General features: G+C 60.4%; 20 protein-coding genes. 8 read left to right on the top strand and 12 right to left on the bottom strand.

Going from position 1 to position 22,540, the window contains the following annotated elements; translation table 11 throughout:
• Positions 1-9: 9 nt before the first annotated feature.
• Genes ACIPL2_RS15760 through ACIPL2_RS15805 form a run of 10 tightly spaced genes read right to left on the bottom strand, consistent with a single transcriptional unit; the run spans position 10 to position 11,009 of the window.
• The gene (locus ACIPL2_RS15760) at positions 10-1,146 is read right to left on the bottom strand and encodes a glycosyltransferase (protein WP_401357742.1); all 1,137 of its coding nucleotides are present in this window, start codon (positions 1,144-1,146) and stop codon (positions 10-12) included.
• Positions 1,139-2,107, bottom strand: coding sequence for a glycosyltransferase family 2 protein (locus ACIPL2_RS15765; RefSeq protein ID WP_401357743.1), 969 nt, complete (start codon positions 2,105-2,107; stop codon positions 1,139-1,141). The genes ACIPL2_RS15760 and ACIPL2_RS15765 overlap by 8 nt, the downstream gene beginning before the upstream one ends.
• On the bottom strand, positions 2,104-3,471 hold the full coding sequence (locus ACIPL2_RS15770) for an O-antigen ligase family protein (RefSeq protein ID WP_401357744.1): 1,368 nt from the start codon (positions 3,469-3,471) through the stop codon (positions 2,104-2,106). The genes ACIPL2_RS15765 and ACIPL2_RS15770 overlap by 4 nt, the downstream gene beginning before the upstream one ends.
• On the bottom strand, positions 3,468-4,568 hold the full coding sequence (locus ACIPL2_RS15775; protein WP_401357745.1) for a glycosyltransferase family 4 protein: 1,101 nt from the start codon (positions 4,566-4,568) through the stop codon (positions 3,468-3,470). Before ACIPL2_RS15775 ends, ACIPL2_RS15770 begins: the two co-directional genes overlap by 4 nt.
• Positions 4,553-6,145 carry a GumC family protein gene (locus ACIPL2_RS15780; protein ID WP_401357747.1) on the bottom strand — a complete coding sequence of 531 codons (1,593 nt, stop codon included), beginning with the start codon at positions 6,143-6,145 and terminating at the stop codon, positions 4,553-4,555. The genes ACIPL2_RS15775 and ACIPL2_RS15780 overlap by 16 nt, the downstream gene beginning before the upstream one ends.
• 17 nt (positions 6,146-6,162) lie before the next feature.
• Positions 6,163-7,188, bottom strand: coding sequence for a polysaccharide biosynthesis/export family protein (locus tag ACIPL2_RS15785; RefSeq protein WP_401357749.1), 1,026 nt, complete (start codon positions 7,186-7,188; stop codon positions 6,163-6,165).
• A gap of 22 nt (positions 7,189-7,210) precedes the next feature.
• Positions 7,211-7,858: a CpsD/CapB family tyrosine-protein kinase gene (locus ACIPL2_RS15790; protein ID WP_401357750.1), complete on the bottom strand. Its 648-nt coding sequence runs from the start codon at positions 7,856-7,858 to the stop codon at positions 7,211-7,213.
• Positions 7,859-8,605, bottom strand: coding sequence for a sugar transferase (locus ACIPL2_RS15795; RefSeq protein WP_401357751.1), 747 nt, complete (start codon positions 8,603-8,605; stop codon positions 7,859-7,861).
• Complete coding sequence (locus tag ACIPL2_RS15800) at positions 8,602-9,660, bottom strand: NAD-dependent epimerase (RefSeq protein WP_401357752.1); 1,059 nt, start codon at positions 9,658-9,660, stop codon at positions 8,602-8,604. Before ACIPL2_RS15800 ends, ACIPL2_RS15795 begins: the two co-directional genes overlap by 4 nt.
• Positions 9,657-11,009, bottom strand: a complete 1,353-nt coding sequence (locus tag ACIPL2_RS15805; protein WP_401357753.1) for a UDP-glucose dehydrogenase family protein — start codon at positions 11,007-11,009, stop codon at positions 9,657-9,659. Before ACIPL2_RS15805 ends, ACIPL2_RS15800 begins: the two co-directional genes overlap by 4 nt.
• 388 nt (positions 11,010-11,397) lie before the next feature.
• Between ACIPL2_RS15805 and ACIPL2_RS15810 the strand changes: the two genes are divergently transcribed.
• From ACIPL2_RS15810 to ACIPL2_RS15840, 7 genes are all read left to right on the top strand, one after another.
• Positions 11,398-13,095 (top strand): sulfatase-like hydrolase/transferase, encoded by a 1,698-nt coding sequence (locus ACIPL2_RS15810; protein ID WP_401357755.1) that lies wholly within the window; start codon positions 11,398-11,400, stop codon positions 13,093-13,095.
• 236 nt (positions 13,096-13,331) lie between these two features.
• The gene (locus ACIPL2_RS15815) at positions 13,332-14,000 is read left to right on the top strand and encodes an ABC transporter ATP-binding protein (protein WP_401357756.1); all 669 of its coding nucleotides are present in this window, start codon (positions 13,332-13,334) and stop codon (positions 13,998-14,000) included.
• Position 14,001: 1 nt separating this feature from the next.
• Positions 14,002-16,473 carry an ABC transporter permease gene (locus tag ACIPL2_RS15820; RefSeq protein ID WP_401357979.1) on the top strand — a complete coding sequence of 824 codons (2,472 nt, stop codon included), beginning with the start codon at positions 14,002-14,004 and terminating at the stop codon, positions 16,471-16,473.
• A complete protein-coding gene (locus ACIPL2_RS15825; protein WP_401357758.1) occupies positions 16,463-17,533 on the top strand; it encodes a lipocalin-like domain-containing protein in 1,071 nt (356 codons plus the stop codon). Before ACIPL2_RS15820 ends, ACIPL2_RS15825 begins: the two co-directional genes overlap by 11 nt.
• 92 nt (positions 17,534-17,625) lie before the next feature.
• On the top strand, positions 17,626-17,868 hold the full coding sequence (locus tag ACIPL2_RS15830; protein ID WP_401357760.1) for a hypothetical protein: 243 nt from the start codon (positions 17,626-17,628) through the stop codon (positions 17,866-17,868).
• A gap of 11 nt (positions 17,869-17,879) precedes the next feature.
• Positions 17,880-18,047, top strand: coding sequence for a hypothetical protein (locus tag ACIPL2_RS15835; RefSeq protein ID WP_401357762.1), 168 nt, complete (start codon positions 17,880-17,882; stop codon positions 18,045-18,047).
• Between the two features lie 86 nt (positions 18,048-18,133).
• Positions 18,134-18,718, top strand: coding sequence for a hypothetical protein (locus tag ACIPL2_RS15840; protein WP_401357764.1), 585 nt, complete (start codon positions 18,134-18,136; stop codon positions 18,716-18,718).
• A 434-nt stretch (positions 18,719-19,152) separates the two neighbouring features.
• On the opposite strand, the gene ACIPL2_RS15845 is transcribed toward ACIPL2_RS15840, so the two are convergent.
• Entirely contained in the window at positions 19,153-19,671 is a 519-nt protein-coding gene (locus ACIPL2_RS15845) for an Hcp family type VI secretion system effector (protein WP_401357766.1), read from the bottom strand.
• Between the two features lie 442 nt (positions 19,672-20,113).
• Here ACIPL2_RS15845 and ACIPL2_RS15850 point away from each other — a divergent pair, with 442 nt between their 5' ends.
• Positions 20,114-20,791, top strand: coding sequence for a type 1 glutamine amidotransferase domain-containing protein (locus ACIPL2_RS15850; RefSeq protein WP_401357767.1), 678 nt, complete (start codon positions 20,114-20,116; stop codon positions 20,789-20,791).
• Positions 20,792-20,950: 159 nt separating this feature from the next.
• Here ACIPL2_RS15850 and ACIPL2_RS15855 read toward each other — a convergent pair whose 3' ends face one another.
• A complete protein-coding gene (locus tag ACIPL2_RS15855; RefSeq protein ID WP_401357768.1) occupies positions 20,951-22,330 on the bottom strand; it encodes a VOC family protein in 1,380 nt (459 codons plus the stop codon).
• Positions 22,331-22,540: the final 210 nt, after the last annotated feature.

Here is a 22,540-nt window from a genome sequence, read left to right on the forward strand (position 1 = left end):
ACGGTCCTTTCAACGATTTTGCTCGGGGTTCCATTGGGCGTACCGCTGGCCACGCAAGAACTGCCACAGGCCGATACTCATCCCGGCAAGGGTCACCAGAAGGAACGCGGCCAGACGAAACGGTTTCGGCAAACGGTGTTGCGAATCCAGCAGGCCGGCGATGGCCACCGCGTAACCGAACAGTTGTGCGATCAGGCTCAGGCGATAGAAACCGTGTTCTTCCCACAACCAGAAATTGCTCAGCAGCAACGGCAACAGCAGGATCGGCGCCAGTCGGCGGATCAACTTGTGGCTGATCAACGCAATCGAATACAAGCCGTGCTTCATAGGATTGAGCAGTTCGCTGCGCTGGGCCAGGCTTTGCAGACCGCCAACGGTCACCCGCTGACGGCGCCGGAATTGCTTGTCGGCCTCATCCACGCCCTGGTCGATCACCTGCGCTTCGGGCACGTAGACGATGCGCTTGAACGCCACCGGCGCGCAGGTGCTGATGAAGAAGTCATCGTTGACCTCCGCCGGTACGTTCTGGAACAGCTCGCGGCGCAGGGCCAGCAGGGCGCCGTCGGCGGAGACCATGCAACCGGTGCGGTTCTCGACCTTGCGCAGCCAGCCTTCGTAATGCCGATAGAGGCTGTCACCGATGCTCAGGCCTTTGCCGGCGACCGGGATCACCATGTGCCCGGCGCAGGCGCCCACTGCCGGGTCTGCCAGGGGCGCGAGCAAGTGGCCGAGAGTATCGCGGGACCATTGGTTGTCGGCATCGGTGAACACCAGGATATCGCCGGTGCTCAGCGCCACGCCCGCGTTCAATGTCGCGGCCTTGCCTTGGCGGGGCAGGTCGAGCACGGTGATGCGCGGGTCGATGACCTTGTGCGCGCAGGCCACGGTGTCGTCGGTCGAGCCGTCGCTGGCCAAAATGATCTGCAGCGAGCGTGCCTGATAATCCTGGGCCAGCAGCGTACGCAGCTTGTGTTCGATGTGCCGCGCCTCGTTATGCGCGGCGACCACGATGCTGATGTTCATCGGTTCTGCTGGCGTGTGCCGGCGCGCCGGAAAAAACGGCGCGAGCAACGTCAGCAGCAGCGGATAACCGAGGTAGGCGTACACCGGCAGTAACAGGCACATCCAGAAAATGAATTCAGCCACGGGCAGGCCTCCTTGCTTTCCAATGACAAAGGCTGAGGATAAACGCGGCGCCGGCCAGGTGCAGACGCAACCAGTGCAGGCCCCAGAGTTGCAGTGTCAGACCGACATCCCGATGCTTCAGGCTTTGGCGCATGCTCAAGGCAAGCGCTGGCACACTGGTGATAAATAATAGAAACAACGCCAGGTGCGGCAAGCCATCAAGCAGGGCGGAAATCGCCATGAAATCGAGGACCCAGGCGAGAATCGACAGCATCGGGAAGCGCAGCAAACGCATCGTCATGCCGTGGCTGCGCAGTAATTGCAGATGACTGCCCTGACGCCAGAATTCCTTGCCCATCCATTCGCCCCAACTGCCCTCATACCCCCAATGCAGGGCGACGGTCTGGTTGACCGAGAGCAAGCGTGCGCCGGCATGGCTAAGGCGCATGGTGAAGTCCTTGTCCTCGCCGGTGCGCAGGTTTTCATCGAAACCCCCGACCTTGTCGAACCAGGGACGGCGCATCAGCAGGTTGGAACTGGGCAGCCAGCGCACGGTTTGCACGGTGTCCGCACTCGGACGCAACGTGCGGCGTTGCCAGGCATCGGCATACCACGGCGCTTCCGCCGGGGTGTGCAGGTCCAGCCCGAGGACATCGACCTGAACCGCAGGCTCGATTTTCAACAACAGCGTCAGCCAGTCCTCCGGCACCTCGACATCGGCATCGATGAAGGCCAGCCATTCACCGGTGGCGACGGCGGCGCCGCGATTACGCAGGGCGCCGATCAGCAAGCCCGGTAGTTCCAGCACCTGCGCGCCCATTTGCCGGGCAATGTGCGGGCCCTGATCCTCGGAGCCGTTGTCGACCACGATCAGCTCGCATTCCAGGCCGGCCGCGAAGGTGGCGCGTTGCGCAGCCAGCAAGGTCCGGGCGATGTGATGGGCTTCGTTGTACATCGGTATGACGATACTGATGCGGCTCATGCCTTGGCCTCCGTGAGTGGGCTTTCTTCAGCTTTCAGACGCAGCACGCTTGTCAGGGCGAGCATGATCCACACGTACTTTTGGTTGGGTGCACTGAGGAACATCAAAAACAGCGTCAGCGACAGAAAACTCATGCTCATGTGCGTCATCAAATCTGCCTGCACGCGGTTTTTTCGCTGCATCCAGAGGCGACGCGCACGCACCAGGTTGTACAAGCCGAGGCCGAGCATGCCGACGAACAACAGGCCGGCGGGAACCCCCAGTTCACTGAACACTTCCAGGTACGTGTTGTGGGCGCGCCGGTACAGGTCGCCGACTTTGCGGTTGGCTGAAAACGCCTTGGCGTAACCGGTGCTGGCGTAATGCAAAGGGAAGGTCCCGGGACCGGTGCCCAGCAGCGGGTTCTCGCGGATCATCTGGCTGCCGACCACGATGTAGGAGGCGCGGCGGCCGAGGGATTCGTCCTGGCTCTTGGCACCGGCTTTCAAAATACTCAAGGACTGGATGCGCTCGATGTAACCGGGCGGCATCGCGTAAATCGCCAGCGGAATCACGATCGCCATGCCGAGCATGGCAAAGCCCAGGTGCCGTGGACGGATGCGTTTGAGCTCGACACGGTAGTGCCAGGCGCCAATCGCCAGGCTCAGAAACAGCACCACCAGCCCCGAACGGGATTCGGTCTTGGTCATGCCGCCCAGCAGCAAAATGAAGCACGCGCCCCAGAACAACCGGTGCAGCAGCTTCGGACTGCGGATCACCAGCAACAAGGCGAGCGGCACGGCGAAGGCGATCAGCATGGCAAAGCCGTTCGGGTCTTCCAGCAGGCCGGTGGCGCGGCCCTGGTCCTGATACTTGCTGGAAAACATCGCCAATACGCAGGTCGCCGTGATACTGAGGGTCACCAGTTTGGCGAACAGGTCCAGGTTCAACTCGCGACCGATCAGCAGCGTGATCACAAACAGAATCAGGCCGACGCTCAGTTCCCGCAGATGCCCCATCGACATGCCCATGTCATCGGTATTGAGCAGGCTCAGCAGGTACAACAGCATGAACCAGACCAGGTAGCGCCAGATGTTGCTGCGCAGGCGTTCGGAGGGCAGCTGGTGAATCGCCAGTTGCAGCATCAGGATCACGGCCAGGGATATGCCGAGGAACTTGGGGCCGGACAATGCACTGTCCTTGAAGAAACCTTCAAACGGCACCAGCGCCGCAATCCCGAGTAAACCCCAGGTGGGTTTGCGATACAGCAACGCGACACCCACTAGGCCGAGCACCGCTCCCGGTGCCAGAAAGGGATAAGGGCTGGCCAGCAAACCAAGGCAGACCAGGCCGAGCAAACTGACAATCGAGAGCGGAAAGATCACGCGCGTGCCTCCCGTGCAGTACGGATATAAAGCTGCGACCAGCGTTCGGCCAGGGCCTTGAGGTCGTAGCGATCCAATTGTGTACGTCTTGCGTTGTCGATCAGGTCGCACGCCAGGGCCGGCTCAGTCAGCAAGGTGCCGATCTGGTGGGCGAGGGCGGCGCTGTCGGCGGGTGTCGCCAGCAGGCCGTTGTGGCGGTTTTGCAGCACATCGGGAATCCCGCCGACGCCGAAAGCCACCACCGGCACGCCGGCCTGCATCGCTTCGAGCAGAATCATCGGCGTGCCTTCGGTGCGCGAGCTGATCACCAGCGCATCGAGTTGCCGCCACCACACATTCATGTCGGTCTGATAACCCGGCAGCGTGATGCGCTCCTGCAGACCCGCGGCACTGATACGCGCCATCAGGCTGTCCCGTTCCGGGCCGTCGCCGAGCATCACGGCGTCCAGTTGCGGGTGTTGCTGGCAGAGCGGAATCAGCGCATCGAGAAACAGGTCGGGGCCCTTTTCACTGCTCAGCCGCCCGACGTAACCGGCCAGCCAACGCTGGCGATCGACGCGGTGCGGCAACACACCTTTCGCGGCCGGCAGGCCGTTGGGGATCACTTGCAGCTTTTCCGCCCGGACGCTGGCCTGACGGCACAGTGCAGCAATGCTTTCGGCGACGCAGACCACGCGCTTCACCGAGGCTGTGCGGCACAATTGCAGGCTGAGCCAGGTGTAGAACTTCTGCTTGCGACTGCGCGGCGTGAAGCCGTGCTGCGTAATCACCAAGGGCAGGCGCAACAGGGTTGCGCCGACCCAGCCAAACAACAGGCCTTTGAAGTTATGCGTATTGATCAGCGGCCGCTCGGCCCGCCGCTGACGCAAATGCGCCAGCAACGCCCCCAGCCCCGTGCAGCCGCGACAGTCCACGCCGGCCTCGCGAAACCGCGCGAGTAACGCGTAGGGCGCATCGAGAAACAACACCTGATGCTGCCCCGGCGTCGCCAGGCAGTGGTCGAGTAACATCCGCTCAGCCCCGTAGAAGCCGCCGCTGCTGAGCAAATGAATGATCGGCAGGGTAGGGTTGAGCGGCGCGTTCAATTGCGCACCCAATGGGCAATGCCGCGTACGGACATGTTTCTGTGCGGATTGCTCGGCAGCACGTTTTGATCGTTGATCACCAACAGCACCGGCAGGCCCAGTTCGTGGGTGATTTGCGCTGGGTGCTTGAAGCGGTGATCGAAGAACTCACGCACGTAGACCAGGGCAATCGCCAGCAACAGACCGGTGAACAACCCGAACGGAATGATCAGCATCGGTTTCGGAAACGCTGCGGCAGTCGGTTCGTACGGCGGGCTGAGTACCCGTGCGTTGGACAGGTCGTTGTCCAGCGAGCGAGCGGTGCTGCTTTCGGCGAAGCGCTGGGCGTAGGTGGCGAACGCGGCGTGCAAGGCGTTGATCTCGGTGTCCATCTGCCGCAGCTTGCTCTGGGTTTCCTGCAACTGGTGGATGCGGTTCTTGAACTCGGCAATGCGCGCGGTCTTCTGTTCGATCACCGAGCCGACAACCTGCAGGTCGATGGTGCGTTCCTGAATCCGGTTGCTGACCACTTTCAAGAATTGCTGACGGGTGCGGGCGATTTGCTCGCGGGTCAGCAGCATCGGTTCACTGCTCGGCTGGAAGATCGCCAGGTCGTTCATGTAGCGGCTGACTTGAGTGGTCAGCGCCTCGCCCATCTGTTTGATCTCGCGATCTTCGAAGGCGACGTTGTCCACGGTGGTGGTGAAGGTGTAGGGGAAGGTGTAGTCGTTGAGCTTGTTGTTACTGGCGGCGGCCAGGCTGGTTTTCAGGTATTCAAGCCAGCGTTGGCTTTGCAGCAGGCGGTCGCGATACAGGTTGAGCGCTTGCTCCTCGGTGTTGATGGCGTTGAGGCGGAAGGTGATTTCCTCCTTGGGATCGGACGAGCCGATCGCTTCGAGCAACGACAGTCGATTGCCTTCCAGGCCATCGAGGCGCACCTGATACTGAGTCTTCTTGGTTTCATAGAAGCTCTGTGGCAGGTCGATCGATTGCAGGGCCTGACGGCTGACCAGGTAGTTTTGCAGCAGTGAGGCAACAAACTTGGTGCCCTGCGCCGGATCGCCAAAACTGTAGATGATCGAGATCACGTTAGAGCCCGGCAAGGTTTCGATCTTCAAGCTATCGATCGCCTCTTGGGTCAGCGCATCCAGCGCCGTGTCGCGCACCGGGTCGGTCTCAAGCCCGAGCGCATCGCGCAGCGGGTTGATCACGTGTTCGCGCAGCGGCGTACTGACGTACTGTTTGAACGGTTCGCCCAGCAGCTTTTTGAACACGCCGGGTGGCGGGGTGTATTCACCCTTGTCCCGCAGTTCGCTGATGGTCTGCCGGATCAGGGCCGGCGAGCGCAGGATATTGCTCTCGGTTTCCATGTCCGCCAGGGACGGTGGAATGAACGAGGCGTTTTCCTGGTTGAGTGAGGTGGTGGCGTCCCCTTGGGACAGTTTTTTGGACTGCACGATCACCTGGGCGGTGATATCGAAGCTCAGCTTGAGCAGCAGCGGTAGCACCAGGGCAATCACTGCAAAGACCAGGAAGACTCGCTTCACCATTTGTTTGTTGGCGAAGAAGATCCTGAAGAACTCGTGCAGGTAGTTTTCCTTTGGATTCATGTCAGGTCACCTGAGAGTCAGTTGTTGTTGTCGTCTTTGTTGTCGAGGCGGTAGCCGAAACTCACGCCCACACCCTGGAACAACACCACGTCCGCCAATTGCCGTGCGAGCTCGCCGGCGCTGGCCAGTTTGGTCTTGGGCACGTAGAGCATGTCGTCCGGTTGCAGGTAGGCGATCTGCGACGCATCGCCGGACAGGGCTTTTTCGACGTCATAACGCACGGCCTGAACCTGGTTACCGTTGCGACGCATGATCACCACCGAATCGAGGCGTGCCTTGACGTTGGTGCCACGGGCCAGGGTCAGCGCCTCAAGCACCGAGACCGGCCGGCGGATCGGGTAGGAACCCGGTTGGCCGACTTCGCCCAGCACATAGATTTCGTTGCCCGCGGTGGATTTCAGCAGCACGTCGACGGTCATCCGTCCCGGCAGTTGCGCGTAGCGTTTGTTGAGGAAGGTTTCCAGTTGATTGACGGTCATGCCTTGCAGCGGCACGGCGCCGATTTCCGGGAAACTCGCATAACCGTCGGTGCCCACGGTGATCTCCCGGCTCATGCCGGTACCAGGGTGGTTCAGGGCGCTCTTGAGGTTCGTTTCGTTGCTCAGCGGGCTGATGACCTGCACCGACAGCTGGTTGCGGTTGGGCTGGAACAGCTGTTTGCGCTGATAGGCACGCTGGATTTCCTGACGTGCGTCTTCGGACGTCAGCCCGGCAATTTTCACCGAGGTGTTGGCGCCCGGCAGTTCGATGGTGCCGTCGGGCAGCACCAGTTGATTGCCGTTGAGCTGGCTCGCGGCGGTGAAGTTCAGGCCGATCTGGTCACCGGACTGGATGCGGTAGGCGTCCGAGCCACTGGTGCTGATGTGGAAGATCACGTCCAGCACATCCTGGGGCCGCAAGGTTTGTTCGACCTTGGGCATGTCGGTGGCCTGGGCGTTGGCCGGCGAGGCCGTGAGGATCTGCACCGGCATGCTCTGGGTTTCGGAAGTGCTGGAGCAACCTGCAAGCGGCAGCAACAGCAGGACAAGCATCTTGGCGTTCATGTCGTCATCCTTTTCTGGTTGCTTACAGGTTTTTGTAGAGCCATTTGGGCATGTAGTACTTGCGTCGGTTGAACACACTGCCGACCAGCTTCGCACCGGCCTGGGTCAGGCGCTGAACCGCGGCCTGGGCCACTTCCCAACGCGTGTCTTCGGAGCGTACGACCATGATCACGCCGTCTACCTGAGTGCTGATGACCAGCGTGTCGGCGGCCGAATACACCGCGTCGCCGTCGATCACCACAAAGCGATACTGACTGCCCAGTTGATCAAGCAACGGGCTCAGGCGCTCGGGCGTCAGGTGCTCGATGCCCCGCACATACCGGCCGTTGGGCAGGATGTGGAAGGGCAGGCTGGAAACGTCCACCACACAGTCCTGCAACAACGGCGGGCTCTGGGTGTTGAACAGCAGATCGCGGAAACCGCGTTCTTTGGTCAGCCCCAGCTGCTGCGTGAGGTTAGTCGCCGACTGGCTGGCGTCGACCAGCAGCACCTGGCCGCTGCTCATCTGCGCCAGTTGGCTGGCCAGCGCCAGGGCGCTGGTGGTCGTGCCTGCGCCGGGGTTGGCGGCGGTCAGGAATAGGATCCGCAGATCTTGATCGAGCACGGTCGACGTCAGGTTGGACTCGCTCGGGTTGGCAATGCTTAGACTTTTGGCTGATGAACCGTCCATTTAACTCGCTCCGTGGCCGCTGAATACTTTGAAGGGGGTTTTCAACAAGATCTTCAGATCAAGCAAGAGGCTCTGCTCGGCGATATAGTTGAGGTCCAACTCAACGCGCTGGTCGAAGTCGATATTGCTGCGTCCGGAGATCTGCCAAAGGCCGGTCATGCCGGGGTAGATGCTCAGGCGTGCAAGGTGGCTGTCCTTGTAGCGATAGGCGTTGAACGAGGTCGGCCGAGGGCCCACCAGACGCATATCGCCGGCCACTACATTGATCAGGTTCGGCAGCTCGTCGAGGCTGCTGCGCCGCAGGAAGCCGCCGATGCCGGTAATTCGCGGATCCTTGTCGATCTTGAAATCAATGGCGTCGGCACCGTGTTTGTTCAGGTGGCGCAGGGACTCCTTGAGCTCCTCTGCGTTGGCCACCATGGTGCGAAACTTGTACATGCCGAACTTGCGGCCGCGGTAGCCGGTGCGTTTCTGCACGAACATCACCGGCCCCGGGCTGCTGAGTTTGATGGCCAGCGCCAGACCCAGCAGCACCGGCGAGATCAGCACCAGGATCAGCAGCGCACCGAGGCAGGCGACGACCCGGTTGGTGCGCGACAGCGTCCACGGCCGACCGCCGTCACGACCGGTGACCCAGCCGCGACCCTGCATGTGGATCGCCGCGTCGAGGCGCATTCGGTGTTCGGGGTCCAGGCGTTTGTCACGGCGCAACTGTTGCAGTGGCACACCTTTTTCATGTCCAGTCATAGAATCCTCCGCTGAAATTCAGCCGCGAGCGGCGCATGGGCGATAGGCAGTGGGTAGTAATCACGGAACCAGGCAATGAAGCGCCCAAGTCCCTCATCCAGCTCGATACAAGGCTGAAATCCGGTTGCCCGAGCCAGGTCGCTGGCGTCGGCGCAGGTGTTGAGAACGTCGCCGGGTTGCAGGGGCAGCAACTCGACGATGGCTTTTTTTCCGAGGTGTTTTTCCAGCAGCGCCAGGTAATCCTTGAGCTCCACCGGGTGCTGGCCGCCGATGTTGTAGATCCGCCACGGCGCCATGCTGCTGGCCGGGTCCGGTTGCTCGCGATCCCACTCAACGTTGGCCTGTGGAGCGCGCTCGATCAGTCGGGCGATGCTCTCGATGATGTCGTCGATGTAGGTGAAATCGCGTTGGTGCTCGCCGTAGTTGAACAACTTCAACGGCGTGCCTTCGGCAATCGCCCGGGCGAACTGGATCGGCGACATGTCCGGCCGGCCCCAGGGGCCGTACACGGTGAAGAAGCGCAGGCCGGTGCAGGGAATGCCGAACAGGTGGCTGTAACTGTGGGCCATCAACTCATTGGCTTTCTTGGTCGCGGCGTACAGCGACAGCGGGTGATTGACGCCATCCTTGACCGAGTACGGCGTGTGCTGGTTGGCGCCATACACCGAACTGGACGAGGCGTAGATCAAATGCTTGACCGGGTGCTGGCAGCAGCTTTCGAGGATGTTGAGAAATCCGTTCAGGTTGCTGTCGAGGTAGGCCCGAGGGTTTTCCAGTGAGTAACGCACGCCGGCCTGGGCCGCGAGGTGAATCACCACCTCAGGTGTTTCGCGGGCAAACAGGGCTTCGATGGCCGCGGCATCGGCCAGGTCAACCCTGTCGAGCTGGAAAGGGCCGACCTGCTCCTGCACCCAATCCACGCGATCGTGTTTGAGTTGCGGGTCGTAGTAGTCGTTGAAGTTGTCCAGCCCGCACACCTGATGCCCGTCGCGCAACAGCCGCAACACACAGTGGGCACCAATGAAGCCGGCCGCTCCGGTCACGAGTATTTTCATGGGCGCGGCGCCTCTGGAGCGATGTGCCGCAGGCCGATGCCGCTGTAGTGCAAACCCGCGGCGGCCACTTGTTCCGGGTTGTAGAGGTTGCGCCCGTCGACAATCACCCGTGCGCGCAGTTTGCTGGCCAACAGGTCGAAGTCGACCACGCGGAAGTTTTTCCACTCGGTGCAAATCACCAGCGCGTCGGCGTCTTCGAGGGTGTCGTCGCGGGTGGCGCACAGGTGCAGGTCCTTGCGATAGCCGTAGATGCGCCGGCATTCGGACATGGCTTCCGGGTCGTAAGCCTGCACGCTCGCGCCTTCGGCCCACAGCGCTTCCATCAGGTAGCGGCTTGGCGCTTCGCGCATGTCATCGGTGTTGGGCTTGAACGCCAGGCCCCAGATCGCGATGGATTTGCCCGCCAGCCCGGCAGGGAATTGCGCGTTCAGTTTGCTGAACAGGATGTGGCGCTGGCTGTCGTTGACGTCGGTGACGCTGCGCAGCAGGCGCAATGGCATGCCGTTGTGTTCGGCGGTATGCAGCAGGGCGCGCAGGTCCTTGGGGAAGCATGAGCCGCCGAAGCCGCAACCGGGGTAGATGAAGTGGTAACCGATGCGCGGGTCCGAGCCGATGCCTTTGCGCACCGCTTCGATGTCGGCGCCCAGCAGTTCGGTGAGGTTGGCCAGCTCATTCATGAAACTGATGCGGGTGGCGAGCATTGCGTTGGCCGCGTATTTGGTCAGCTCGGCACTGCGGTTGTCCATGAACATCAGCTTTTCATGGTTGCGGCAGAACGGTGCGTAGAGTTCGCTCAGTTGGTTGCGAGCTTCTTCGTCGTTGGTGCCGACGATGATCCGGTCCGGGCGCATGCAATCGGCGAGGGCGCTGCCTTCCTTGAGGAACTCCGGGTTGGACACCACCCGCACCGTCAGTGCGCCTTTGCCCCGGCGCTGCAATTCTTCGTTGGCGGTGGCAGCCACCTGGTCCGCCGTGCCGACCGGCACGGTGGACTTGATGATGAGTGTGCGATCGGCCTCCATCAGACTGGCGATCTGCCGGGCGACATTGAGTACATGGCTGAGGTCGGCGGAACCGTCTTCATCGGCAGGCGTACCGACCGCGATGAAAATCAGCCCGGCGTGTTCGACCGCGTCGCTGGCCTGGGTGGTGAACAGCAGACGGCCGGCCTTGATGTTTTCTTCAAGCGTTCCGGAAAGCCCCGGTTCACTGATCGGTGGCACGGCTTGTTGCAGTTGTTTTATTTTATTGGGGTCGATGTCGACACACAGGACGCGATGTCCAACATCGGCCAATGCCGCTGCTTGAATCAGGCCAACGTAGCCCGTACCAAATACGCTCACGTCCATATTGGCGTGCCTCGTAAGACGGTGGAAAGATGTGAAATAAGACTGTCAAAAGGGGTATAGCCCAGCCGTGGGAAACCGTGTCAGCAAAATGACATGTTGCTCTGGTTTGACGCCCCATTTTTGGGGGCGAATGGCCATCAAGTGCTTGTCGTAGATGGCTTTGCCGCGGTTTTGACGGGTTTTTCACAATTAAAAGAAAGCGATAAACGGTCGTAGGCCCTGAATTACAAGGCCTTCAGCCACTTGAGTGTGTCATTTTTGAGTCAACGTTTTTTTGACGCTTTTAGCGAAAGTCCGACATTTCTTGCGCTCTGATGGCGCGGTGCTAGTGTCAAGAAATGGCCGACAATCTATTGGCCAAAAGACTTCAACGAGTAGTGCAAATACTATGATTCGATACCTCAAAGAATTGCTGTTAGTTGTCTATCTACTGAAGAACTACGACTATTACGTCGAACGTCTGAGTGCGATGGGCATCGGCTTTCCGGTAGTGCTGTTTGCCGGGATGTTTATTGCGCTGACGGTGGCGCTGTTCATGACCGCGTACATCCGCCAAACCCTGGTTCGACACCTGTTTGCTGTGACGATGTTTGTCTCGGCGGTATTTTTCGACGTTTATACCCGGGTCACGGCTGATTACCTGACGTACAGCAGCTTTGTGTCGCTGGTGTATTCCGGCGGATTCATTCAGGAAGCGGCCTACCAGTACCGCGATGCGCTCACCAGTGGGGTGCTCGGTGGTTTGCTGCTGCTGTTCGGCATCGGGCTGAAGCCGCGTCGGCGCCTGCCGTTGCCGGGTGCGTTGCTGGTGGCGGCCCCGGTGCTCGGGGTGCTGCTGCTCAGTGCCGTGCTGTTTGTGCGGGCGGGTGAGGGCGCCCGGGGGCTGCCGATCATGTACACGCCGTTGGCGTATCTGAATCTGTTTACCTATGAAGCCCTGCACAATACCGTCGGTCCCCGTGAACCGGTGAAACTGGCGCGCGCCGATCAGCCGGTGGGCCACGACATCGTGCTGATCATCGATGAGAGCATTTCCGGCAATTACCTGGACATCAACGCGCCGTTCGGCGTGCACAGCAATCTCAAGGAGCCGCGTGCCGGGGTCGAGATCTTCAACTACGGCTATGCCGCCTCCATCGCCAATTGCAGCGCCGACACCAACGTCACTTTGCGTTACGGCGGCACCCGCGCCGATTACATGCGCATCAACAGCACGCTGCCGTCGATCTGGCAGTACGCGAAAAAGGCCGGCCTGCGTACCGTTTATATCGACGCACAGCGCACCGCCGGCAATTTGCAGAACCTGATGAACGACGCCGAGAAAAAAGACATCGACGAATTTGTCCAATTCGACCAGACCAGCGTGCGTGATCGCGACATGGCGGCGGCGGCGAAATTGATCGAACTGCTCAACGATGACCAACCGGAGTTGGTGGTGATCAACAAGGTCGGCGCGCATTTTCCGGTGCACGACAAGTATCCGGATGCGTTCATGGCCTATCGTCCGACCTTGCCGCGCGGACAGTTTGTCGAGGTGGCGGACACCGGCCAGCGTGATGGTTTCAATGGCCAGCCGGATGATTGGGTGCTGTACCGCAACGCCTACAAGAACACGCTGTTGTGGAACGTCGGGGAGTTTTTCTCACGGGTGTTTGCTCAGGCGAACTTGAACAACGCGTTGCTGATCTACACCTCGGACCATGGGCAGGACCTGCATGAGCGGGGCAATCCGGGCTTGAACACGCACTGTGGCGGCGATCCGGTGGAAGAGGAGGGGTTGGTGCCGCTGGTGGTGATCCAGGGCAGCGGTTTGAAGACCGTTGACTGGCAGGCGCAACTGGCGGGGAACAAGGATCGCTCCAGCCACTACAACATCTTCCCGACACTGCTGCAGTTGATGGGGTATGACTTGGCGGGCGTCGAGGCGGTGTACGGCAAGCCATTGAGTGTGCCGACGGCCGACGATTTCACCTTTAACTATCGGTTCAACGCGCGGCTGGGGGCCAAGCCTGAGTGGAAGCATATTGACCTGAAGAGCATCGTGACGCCTTCGCAGGTGGCTACCAGCGTAGCGGTGGGGCAGTGAGGTTTTGGGTTGTCTGAGCTGGCCTCTTCGCGAGCAAGCCCGCTCCCACATTTGAAATGCATTCCAATGTGGGAGCGGGCTTGCTCGCGAAGGGGCAATCAGTTTCAACCTCCTCATTGCCTGATACACCGCCTTCACGAGGGTAGGGCATCGGCCGGACTGGTCGGCAATCGTCAACGGACAAAAACCATTCAGGGCCGCTATCCTTGCCCCACGCCCATCGAACAGGTTTTCCCATGCTTGAAGTCCACGGCGTCTTCAAAAGCTATGCCACTGCGCAAGGTCCGCTGCCGGTGTTGCAAGGCGTCGACCTGACGTTGAAACCCGGCAGCAGCCTGGCGCTGATGGGCGAGTCGGGGAGTGGCAAAAGCACCTTGCTGCACCTGATCGCCGGGCTGGACAAGGTCGATCGCGGCAGCATCCGCAGTGGCGAACATCGGCTGGAACTGATGAACGAAGGGCAATTGGCGAATTGGCGGCGGACTGAAATCGGCCTGGTGTTCCAGCAGTTCAACCTGATCGGCAGCTTGCGCGTGGAGGACAACCTGGCGTTTCAGGCGCGACTGGCCGGGCGCCACGATCCGCGCTGGCAGGCGCATCTGGTGCGGCGTCTGGGGCTGGGTGATTTGCTTGGGCGGTATCCGGAGCAGTTATCCGGCGGCCAGCAGCAACGGGTCGCACTGGGACGTGCCCTGGCGTCGCAGCCAAAATTGCTGTTGGCCGATGAGCCCACCGGCAGCCTTGATGAAACCACCAGCGATGAGGTGCTGAAGTTGTTGCTGGAACTGCTCGACGACAGCCCCACCACGTTGTTGATGGTCACCCACAGCCCACGGGTTGCGGCGCGACTGGCGGAAAAAGTGGTACTCCATGGTGGCCGGTTGGCTGGCGCGGACGAGCGCTGACGTGCGCGTCTTTGGCGAAACATTACGGGCGCTGCTCAGTCATTGGCGGCAACACCCGGTGCAATTTTTCAGTGTGTTGACCGGGCTCTGGCTCGCCACCAGCCTGCTGACCGGCGTGCAGGCACTGAACAGCCAGGCGCGGGAAAGCTACGCGCGGGCCAGTCAGTTGATCGGCGGCGAACCCCAGGCCAGCCTCAGTGCGCCCAATGGCACGACCTTTTCCCAGTCCTTGTTTGTCGACCTGCGCCGCGCCGGCTGGCCGGTGTCGCCGGTGCTGCAAGGGCGGGTAACGCTCAAGGGCCATGAAGACCAGCGCCTGCAACTGATGGGCATCGAGCCGGTGTCGCTGCCGACCGGTTCCGCGGTGGCGGGGCGGGCACTGGCGATCGAGCAGATTGTCGAGTTTTTCAGCCCGCCGGGCAGTACCTGGATTTCGCCGCAAACCTTGCAGGCATTGGCTCTGCGCGAAGGTGAACAGCCTCTGAGTTTGAGCGGTGTGGCATTGCCGCCCTTGCGTGTTCAAACCGATATGGCGCCCGGTGTGTTGTTGGTGGACATTGGTTTCGCCCAGCAGATTCTGGGCCTGCCGGAGCAACTGACGCGCCTGCTGTTGCCCAAGGATTTCACCGCGCCGTTGCCCGATCAGTTCAAAGGCCAGCTCCAGCTCAAAAGCAGCGGCGAAGAGAACAACCTGTCGCGCCTGACCGAGAGCTTTCACCTCAACCTCGATGCCTTGGGTTTCCTGTCATTCGTGGTCGGTCTGTTCATCGTCCATGCGGCAATCGGCCTGGCCCTCGAACAGCGCCGAGGGTTACTCCGAACCCTGCGCGCCTGCGGGGTCAGTGCACGGATGCTGATCGGTTGCCTCGCCGTCGAATTGGGCGCGCTGGCCCTGATCGGCGGACTCGCCGGGGTGGTCAGCGGCTACCTGTTGGCCAGCGTGCTGTTGCCGGATGTCGCCGCCAGCCTGCGCGGGTTGTACGGCGCCGAAGTGGCGGGGCAGTTGAACCTGAGCCCCTGGTGGTGGCTCAGCGGTATCGGCCTGAGTGTGCTCGGCGCGTTGCTGGCCGGTGCCAACAGTCTGTTGCGCGCCACGCGTTTGCCGTTGCTGGCCCTGGCCGACCCGCAAGCCTGGCATCAGGCCCATGCGCGCTGGTTAAGGCGTCAGGGTTGGGTGGCGGCAATTGCCGCCGTGATTGCGTTGCTGGCGTTGAGTGGGGGCGACAGCCTGGTCGCCGGTTTTGTACTGATGGCGGCGCTGTTGCTCAGCGCCGCGCTGGCGCTGCCGGTGGTGTTGAACATCGTGCTGAACCTGGTGCTGCGTCGCAGTCGTTCGGTACTCGGTCAATGGTTTCTCGCTGATTGTCGGCAACAACTACCGGCGTTGAGCCTGGCGTTGATGGCGCTGCTGTTGGCCCTGGCGGCGAACATCGGTGCCGGCAGCATGACCGCCGGTTTTCGCCAGACCTTCAGCGACTGGCTCGAACAGCGCCTGACCGCCGAGCTCTACCTCACGCCACAAAATCCAGCCCAGTCACGGGAGCTTTACGCCTGGCTCAAACAGCAGACGCCGCTCACGGCGGTACTGCCCAACTGGCAAGTATCGATCCAGTTGCAGGGTTGGCCAACGGAAGTCTTCGGGGTGATCGATCACCCGACCTATCGCCAGCATTGGCCGCTGCTGGAGAGCGTGGGGGACAACCCTTGGGACCGGTTGGCCAAGGACGATGCGCTGATGCTCAGCGAACAACTGGCCCGCCGGCTGAAAGTGCGGCTCGGCGACCACCTGACAATTCCCACGCCGAGCGGGCCATGGTCGCCGCGAATCGTCGGGATCTATGCCGACTACGGCAATCCCAAGGGCCACGTGCTGGTCAACGTCAACCACCTGTTGCGTGGCTGGCCGCAGCTGACGCCGAACCGCTTCAACCTGCGCATCGACCCGGCGTCGATCCCCGGGTTCGTGACAGCGTTGCAATCACGCTTCGCCCTGGACGACAACCGCATCGTCGATCAGGCCCGGCTCAAGGGTTGGTCCACCCAAGTGTTTGAACGGACCTTCGCCGCGACCGCTGCGCTGAACAGCCTGACCCTGGCCGTCGCCGGTGTGGCGTTGTTCATCAGCCTGTTGACCCAGAGCCAGAGTCGTCTCGGACAACTGGCGCCCTTGTGGGCATTGGGCGTGACGCGTCGGCAACTGATGCTGCTCAACCTCGGGCAGACCTGGTTGCTGGCGGTGCTGACGCTGGTGCTGGCGTTGCCCTTGGGCATCGCGCTGGCGTGGTGCCTGGACACGGTGATCAACGTCCAGGCGTTTGGCTGGCGCCTGCCGTTGCGGGTGTTTCCGCTGCAGCTGGTGCAGTTGATGGGGCTGGCGTTGCTTGCGACATTGCTGGCGTCGGCGTGGCCGCTGTACTCGCTGTATCGCACGCAACCTGCCGATCTGCTGAGGACGTTTGCTCATGAGGATTAAGCTCGGTGTGTGGCTGCTGGCCTTGTTGAGCGCGTGCGATAACTCGGCGCCTGTCGAAAAAGGCTTCGCCGGGCTTGGCAATCAGGCCGCTGCGTTTACGCCGGTCGTGCCCGGGCGGGTGTTCAGCTTTCCGGCGGATCATGGGCCTCACGACGGTTTTCGCATCGAATGGTGGTACGTCACCGCCAACCTCAAGGACGATCAGGGACGCGAGTTTGGCGTGCAATGGACGTTGTTTCGCAGTGCCTTGAAAGCGCTTCCCGAGGTGGCCGGTTGGGGTAATCAAACGATCTGGCTGGGCCACGCGGCCGTGACGTCGGCGACGGTGCATCACGCCGCTGAGCGCTATGCCCGTGGCGGCGTCGGCCAGGCTGGGGTGAGTCTGGCGCCGTTCAAGGCGTGGATCGACGATTGGCATTTCAGCAATCAGGGGCCTGACGCGGATCCTCTGGCCGACGTGCAACTCAGCGCCCGCGACAAGGGTTTCAGCTATCAATTGCGCCTGACCTCGACAGGTCCGCTGGTGCTTCAGGGCGACAAGGGCTTCAGCCAGAAATCCGAACAGGGCCAGGCGTCGTACTACTACAGCCAGCCGTTTTTCCAGGCCAGAGGCCAACTCGAAATCGATGGCAAGGTTTATCAAGTCAGCGGCCCGGCCTGGCTCGACCGCGAGTGGAGCAGCCAGCCGCTGACCGCCAACCAGTCAGGCTGGGACTGGTTTTCCCTGCACCTGGACAGTGGCGAACAGGTGATGCTTTTCCGCATGCGACAAAAGGACGGCGCGCCGTACCTGACCGGTACGTGGATCGACGCCCGGGGCCAGACGCAATTACTGCACGCCGCCGACATCAGCCTCACCCCGCAAGACACCGCCAACGTTGCTGGCCGTTCGATGCCCATTCGCTGGTCGATCAAAATCCCCGAAAAGCACCTCGACATCCACATCACGGCCCTTAACCCCAAGGCGTGGATGGATTTGCGTATTCCTTATTGGGAAGGGCCGGTGCAATTGAGCGGCAGCCATGGCGGGCAGGGGTATCTGGAAATGACCGGATATTAAGATCAAAAGATCGCAGCCTTGCTCCCCACTCCGCCGGAACTCCGAGCACGGCCCAACCCTCTACCGTACGAACACCCCGCAGGAGCTTTTCGATGAGCGAAGACCTCAAACCGCCCGACCTTGATGCGTGGCAACGCCTGTTCGAAGACAAGGCCTACTGGCAGCAATCCCCCGACGCCCATTACAGCGAACTGCTGCGCGTGGCCGACGATCTGCTGGGGCAGGGCGCCATCGACCTCGAACAGTGGCAGGCCCTGAAGACCAAAGCGGAGCAATCCCACAAGGACTCGCCTGCCGTGAACGTCGCCCACGAGGTTGACGATCCCGACGCCTGAGGAGAACCCGGATGAAACCCACACCCGACACGGAACACCCCGACGAACCGCGTCCTCCCGGAGAAGTCGAGCGCGACAATGATGCCCTGCGTCCCACCGACCCGACCCGACGCAAGGACAGCGGCAAGGGCACCGAGAGCGGCGAATCCACCGCGCAAGAAACCGCGAACACTCCCTGATCAGCGTCTATGCTCATCGGCACGGACGGCGCCGGCCCCTGATCCAGAGCCGTCTGCTGCCATTAATCACAGGGAACGTATTGCCAATGAAACTTCACGTACTGGCTCAGACCATCACCCTTGCAACCTTGCTGTCCACCGCCAGCCTTGGCGCCATGGCTGCGGACATCCCGCTGTCGGGCGTCGTGGTTGCCGATCAGGTCAGCACCAAAGTCCTGGCGGTCGACGCTGCCAACCATCAGGTCGTGCTTGAGGGGCCTGAAGGTAAACAGGTTCACGTACAACTGACAGATAAGGCCAAAGACCTGGGTCACCTGAAAGTTGGCGATAAGGTCAACGTTGAGGTCATCCACTCGGTGGCAGCGTACCTCGATACCGACGTCGACAAAGGTCTGCCAGGCTCTACCGAGCGTGCCGGTGATATCCGCGCCACCAAAGACAACCCGAACCCCGGCGGTGAAGCCTTCCGTCAGGTGCAGGTGCAGCTGAAAATTACCCACATCGACCTGAAGAAAAACCAGGTCACCTTCGAAAACCCGGCCGGTCAGTCCAAAGTCGTCAACGTCGAAAAGCCTGAAGTGCAAGCGAAATTGAAAGACCTGAAAGTAGGACAGAGTGTTGTGGTGACCTACACCGATATATTGAAAGTGACAAGCCAGCACGAAAGCTGAAAATTAATTCTACATATCGATTGTTCTTGTACAGTTTCTGGTACAAGAACAATCAGTTTTGATGGTCGAACTGGTGGGTTTAAAAAGTTTGTCGGAATGATATTTCAACCGACATTTTGTTAAATAAGGTGTCGATAAATTTCATGTTTGTACTAAGGACATATCCGCCAACTTCTATTAAAATACGTCCCGTTCGCCCAGTGTCAGGGCTCTTTACCGGTGCATGGATTGCCAGGCCATTACACTGGGCGAACACCTCCTCTGAAGCGCAGCGTTTAAAGTTTCAGATGTAAAAATGGGCGACCGTCGAAGTCGCCCATTTTTTATTTGTCTGGATTTAACCCATCAAGAAGATATTCCACTCCCTCAGTTTGGAAGAGCGGTAGCAACATCGACCAGCAAGGTTGGCCGAAGCTTGAAAAGGCTGGCCGGAGTTAGCTCGCGGTTGGAGCGCGCCAGTCATCAGCTCCCATAGACCGGGATATCTGATGTTCCCAAGTGATTGCCCGGTAGCTGAAATGCACATCTTGTAAATGTGTGAAGTGCGAATTCGCCGGATCCTGGCAGTTGTGCATGTAGTCCTTGATGTGGACGATGACTGCGTCCAGAAGCGTGGTGGTGTAATAGAGTTCTTGGGTGCCGACAGTCGAAGTGCGGTACCACTGAATTTCGACTATTTCCATGACCTCGCCTTTGCACAGCGCTTCCAATAGAAGTGGGGACGCCTTGTCGAATACCTTGGTAATGACGAGTGGTTTGTGAACGCGCTGACCGGTCGGTTGGCCCGACTGAGGGTCCCGCGGGATGGTCACCTCGTGGCTGAAACCCTGAACCATGACCTTGTCTTGGTGATCTTCCTGATAGATGTTCCCAACCGATTCAGCAGTGAATGCCTGATCAGTGAGCGAAACACCTTTCTTGTTAATGATGATCATATACGCTGGTGTAGCCATGAATGCTCTTCCTTGCTCAATCAGTGAGGGCCCGGGGCCGGTATCGCCCGGTGGGTGTCTGACTGTTATCAAGGCTCGTGCCAGAAGCCATTAAAGCTATATAAATCAGTATGTTGAGCCGTTAACTTTGTTGCTGTAAAAATGTTTCGCAGCAAATGCCCCTGAATATGCGCAAGAACCTGCGCATCATCCGCAACTTCTTGCGCATCCGGCTAAAGCGCCACATAACCGGGTGTTCAGCCGTGGCACAGCGCGTTTCGCAGACCCGACCCAGCAACTTCTTGCGCATCAAGGCGATTAGCCGTCACTCCAATTAACCAATCGTCTCAAGGACCGAAAACCCATCGCAGAACGACTATGTTGTCAGGTGCAACGAACAGAGCAGCGCGGCGGTCAAAGTTAGCCGAGACGACCCGACATTCCCGAACTCAAGGAGCCCGACATGAAAATTCTGATGGTTCTAACGTCCCACGATCAATTGGGTGACACCGGCAAGAAAACCGGCTTCTGGCTGGAAGAATTCGCTGCACCGTATTACGTGTTCAAGGACGCCGGCGCTCAGTTGACACTGGTTTCACCCAAGGGCGGCCAGCCGCCGCTGGACCCGAAAAGCGACGAGCCGGACTTTCAAACAGCCGCCACCGAGCGATTCCGCAAAGACTCTGCTGCGCAGTCCGCATTGGCCTCTACCGCCCTGTTGAGCAGTGTGAGAGCCGAAGATTACGACGCGGTTTTCTATCCGGGTGGCCACGGCCCGCTGTGGGATCTGACCGAAGACAAAAATTCGATTGCGCTGATCGAGGCACTGTTCAAGGCCGGCAAACCGGTCGCGGCGGTCTGTCATGCGCCGGGTGTGTTGCGTCACGTCAAGGCAGCGGACGGCCAGCCGTTGGTCAAAGGCAAGCGTGTGACGGGGTTTACAAACACCGAGGAAGAGGCGGTGCAACTGACGAAGGTCGTGCCGTATCTGGTGGAGGACATGCTCAAGGAGAAGGGCGGGATTTACTCCAAGGGCGATGACTGGGCGAGTTACACGGTGGCTGATGGCCTGCTGCTGACAGGCCAGAATCCGGCGTCTTCGGAGGCCACCGCCAAAGCCCTCCTGGCGAAACTCGGCTAAACACCGAACTCCGTAGCAGCTGGCGCAGCCTGCGTTCGGCTGCACAGCAGTCGTAAAACCGGTAAACACGGTTTGTCTGAATAACCGCGGGGGCCGAAATAGCGACTGCTTCGCAGCCGAACGCAGGCTGCGCCAGCTGCTACAGGTTCGTGTGATGCCTCAGATGGTTAAGGCTGCAAAACACTGCTCGATCGAGCGCCGCTGCGTCTCGGCATACAAGCCCAGTTCGTCAATGGTCGGCCGCCCCAGTGCCTTCTCGAACGCCTGCTGATTCGAATGCACCCCGTAGTGGGTTTGCGCCGCGTCCCCCAGGTTCGACTGAAAAATCCCCGCCGCACTGACCGGCAGGAAGTCTTCGTACACCAGCGGTTCAACCTGCAAATAGCCGCCGCTGAGCAAGTCTTCCAGCGACGAGGTTTTCAGTTCCTCCACCGCCCGGCCTTTTTCCGTGACGAAGTAGCGAAAGTACGCCAGTTCCTCTCGGCGCATGCCTTCGTAGGTGTCAGGGAATTCGCCGAAGTGCTGGGCCATCAGCGTGTTGTAGCGCTCGGCGTTGGCTTCGTTGGGAAAGTCCTTGAGTTCGTCCCGGGCGGCATTGAGCAAGCGGTCGTAAAGCGCCCGGCCTTTGGGGGTGAGGGCGGCGCCGCGTTGCTCGATTTCACCAAAGCGCGCGCTGTGGCTGCCGCGCGTCTCGGCTTGATCGGTGAAGGCAATCGGCTCGTCCAGGGCTTTGAAACTGGTTTGGCGCAGCAGGATCGGGCACTGCCGGCGGGGCGGACCTTCGATCACCGCTTTGGGCGTGATGCCGTGCGCCGGCATTTGCGCCTGGACGATGTCGATGTCCAGGGTGCGCGGGGTCAAGTGGTTGATGTGCGGGCCTTTGAATGCGACCACATCGGCGATCAGTCGATGCTGGGCGCTGAGTCTCTGGTATTGCTCGGCGGTGACGGTAGCGCTGTGGTGCCAGCGAAAAGTTTCCAGCGCCTGTACGACGAAATCCTCGGCCTCTTGTTCAGTGAGACCGCCCTGGGTTTCCGCGCGTTCGATGAGGATCAGCGCCACAGGGGTGAAAATCGAACGTTTATCCAGCACCGACTGGGCGAAGGCCCGCAGTTCGAGGTCTTCGATCAGTTCCAGGCGCAGCAGCGAGGTGAATACGCGGAACGGGCTGACTTGCAGCGCAGTTTCATGCACCGCGCGAAACGCCGTGGAGTGCACCGGTACGCCGGCCGGCGTCAGGTCGTAATAGCCCACGGGTTGCATGCCCATGACGGCAAACAGTCGGGCCAGGGTCGCCAGTTCATGAGCGGTGCCAACGCGGATGGCGCCATGACGCTCCATGTCCAGGCGCTGGATTTCGCCGGTGCTGTTCAGCTGTTGAGCCACGTGCGGATCGCTTTCCAGCACATGGCGGTTGGTTTGTTCCACCAGTTCCATCAGCGCGCCGTACAGCGGCACTTCTTCGCGGTACATGTCGGACATCGCTTTGGAGAAGCGTTGGCGGATCAGGTCAGGGCTGACGAAGTTCGGGTGGTTCATGAAAAAAATTCCTGGCGCGATGACGTAAAGGATGTGAGAAAAGATCGCAGCCTTCAGCGGCGCCGACAAACGAAGTTTCTGACGGACTTCATTCTGCGAAGGACTGCTGTCGTAGCAACTATGGCCCCTGTAGGAGCTGTCGAGTGAAACGAGGCTGCGATCTTTTGATCTTGCCCCAGTCAGAATCGCTGCAAGGCAAGATCAAAAGAT

Source organism: Pseudomonas sp. NPDC086251 (genome assembly GCF_044746405.1).
Taxonomy (GTDB): Bacteria; Pseudomonadota; Gammaproteobacteria; order Pseudomonadales; family Pseudomonadaceae; genus Aquipseudomonas.

Bases quoted from the DNA above. Each gene is read 5' to 3' on its own strand.
- ACIPL2_RS15815 (WP_401357756.1), top strand. From the start codon at position 13,332: ATGCTTGAAGTCCACGGCGTCTTCAAAAGCTATGCCACTGCGCAAGGT.
- ACIPL2_RS15785 (WP_401357749.1), bottom strand. From the start codon at position 7,188: ATGAACGCCAAGATGCTTGTCCTGCTGTTGCTGCCGCTTGCAGGTTGC.
- ACIPL2_RS15830 (WP_401357760.1), top strand. From the start codon at position 17,626: ATGAGCGAAGACCTCAAACCGCCCGACCTTGATGCGTGGCAACGCCTG.
- ACIPL2_RS15790 (WP_401357750.1), bottom strand. From the start codon at position 7,858: ATGGACGGTTCATCAGCCAAAAGTCTAAGCATTGCCAACCCGAGCGAG.
- ACIPL2_RS15780 (WP_401357747.1), bottom strand. From the start codon at position 6,145: ATGAATCCAAAGGAAAACTACCTGCACGAGTTCTTCAGGATCTTCTTC.
- ACIPL2_RS15845 (WP_401357766.1), bottom strand. From the start codon at position 19,671: ATGGCTACACCAGCGTATATGATCATCATTAACAAGAAAGGTGTTTCG.
- ACIPL2_RS15800 (WP_401357752.1), bottom strand. From the start codon at position 9,660: ATGAAAATACTCGTGACCGGAGCGGCCGGCTTCATTGGTGCCCACTGT.
- ACIPL2_RS15835 (WP_401357762.1), top strand. From the start codon at position 17,880: ATGAAACCCACACCCGACACGGAACACCCCGACGAACCGCGTCCTCCC.
- ACIPL2_RS15825 (WP_401357758.1), top strand. From the start codon at position 16,463: ATGAGGATTAAGCTCGGTGTGTGGCTGCTGGCCTTGTTGAGCGCGTGC.
- ACIPL2_RS15795 (WP_401357751.1), bottom strand. From the start codon at position 8,605: ATGACTGGACATGAAAAAGGTGTGCCACTGCAACAGTTGCGCCGTGAC.
- ACIPL2_RS15765 (WP_401357743.1), bottom strand. From the start codon at position 2,107: ATGAGCCGCATCAGTATCGTCATACCGATGTACAACGAAGCCCATCAC.
- ACIPL2_RS15840 (WP_401357764.1), top strand. From the start codon at position 18,134: ATGAAACTTCACGTACTGGCTCAGACCATCACCCTTGCAACCTTGCTG.
- ACIPL2_RS15850 (WP_401357767.1), top strand. From the start codon at position 20,114: ATGAAAATTCTGATGGTTCTAACGTCCCACGATCAATTGGGTGACACC.
- ACIPL2_RS15805 (WP_401357753.1), bottom strand. From the start codon at position 11,009: ATGGACGTGAGCGTATTTGGTACGGGCTACGTTGGCCTGATTCAAGCA.
- ACIPL2_RS15810 (WP_401357755.1), top strand. From the start codon at position 11,398: ATGATTCGATACCTCAAAGAATTGCTGTTAGTTGTCTATCTACTGAAG.
- ACIPL2_RS15855 (WP_401357768.1), bottom strand. From the start codon at position 22,330: ATGAACCACCCGAACTTCGTCAGCCCTGACCTGATCCGCCAACGCTTC.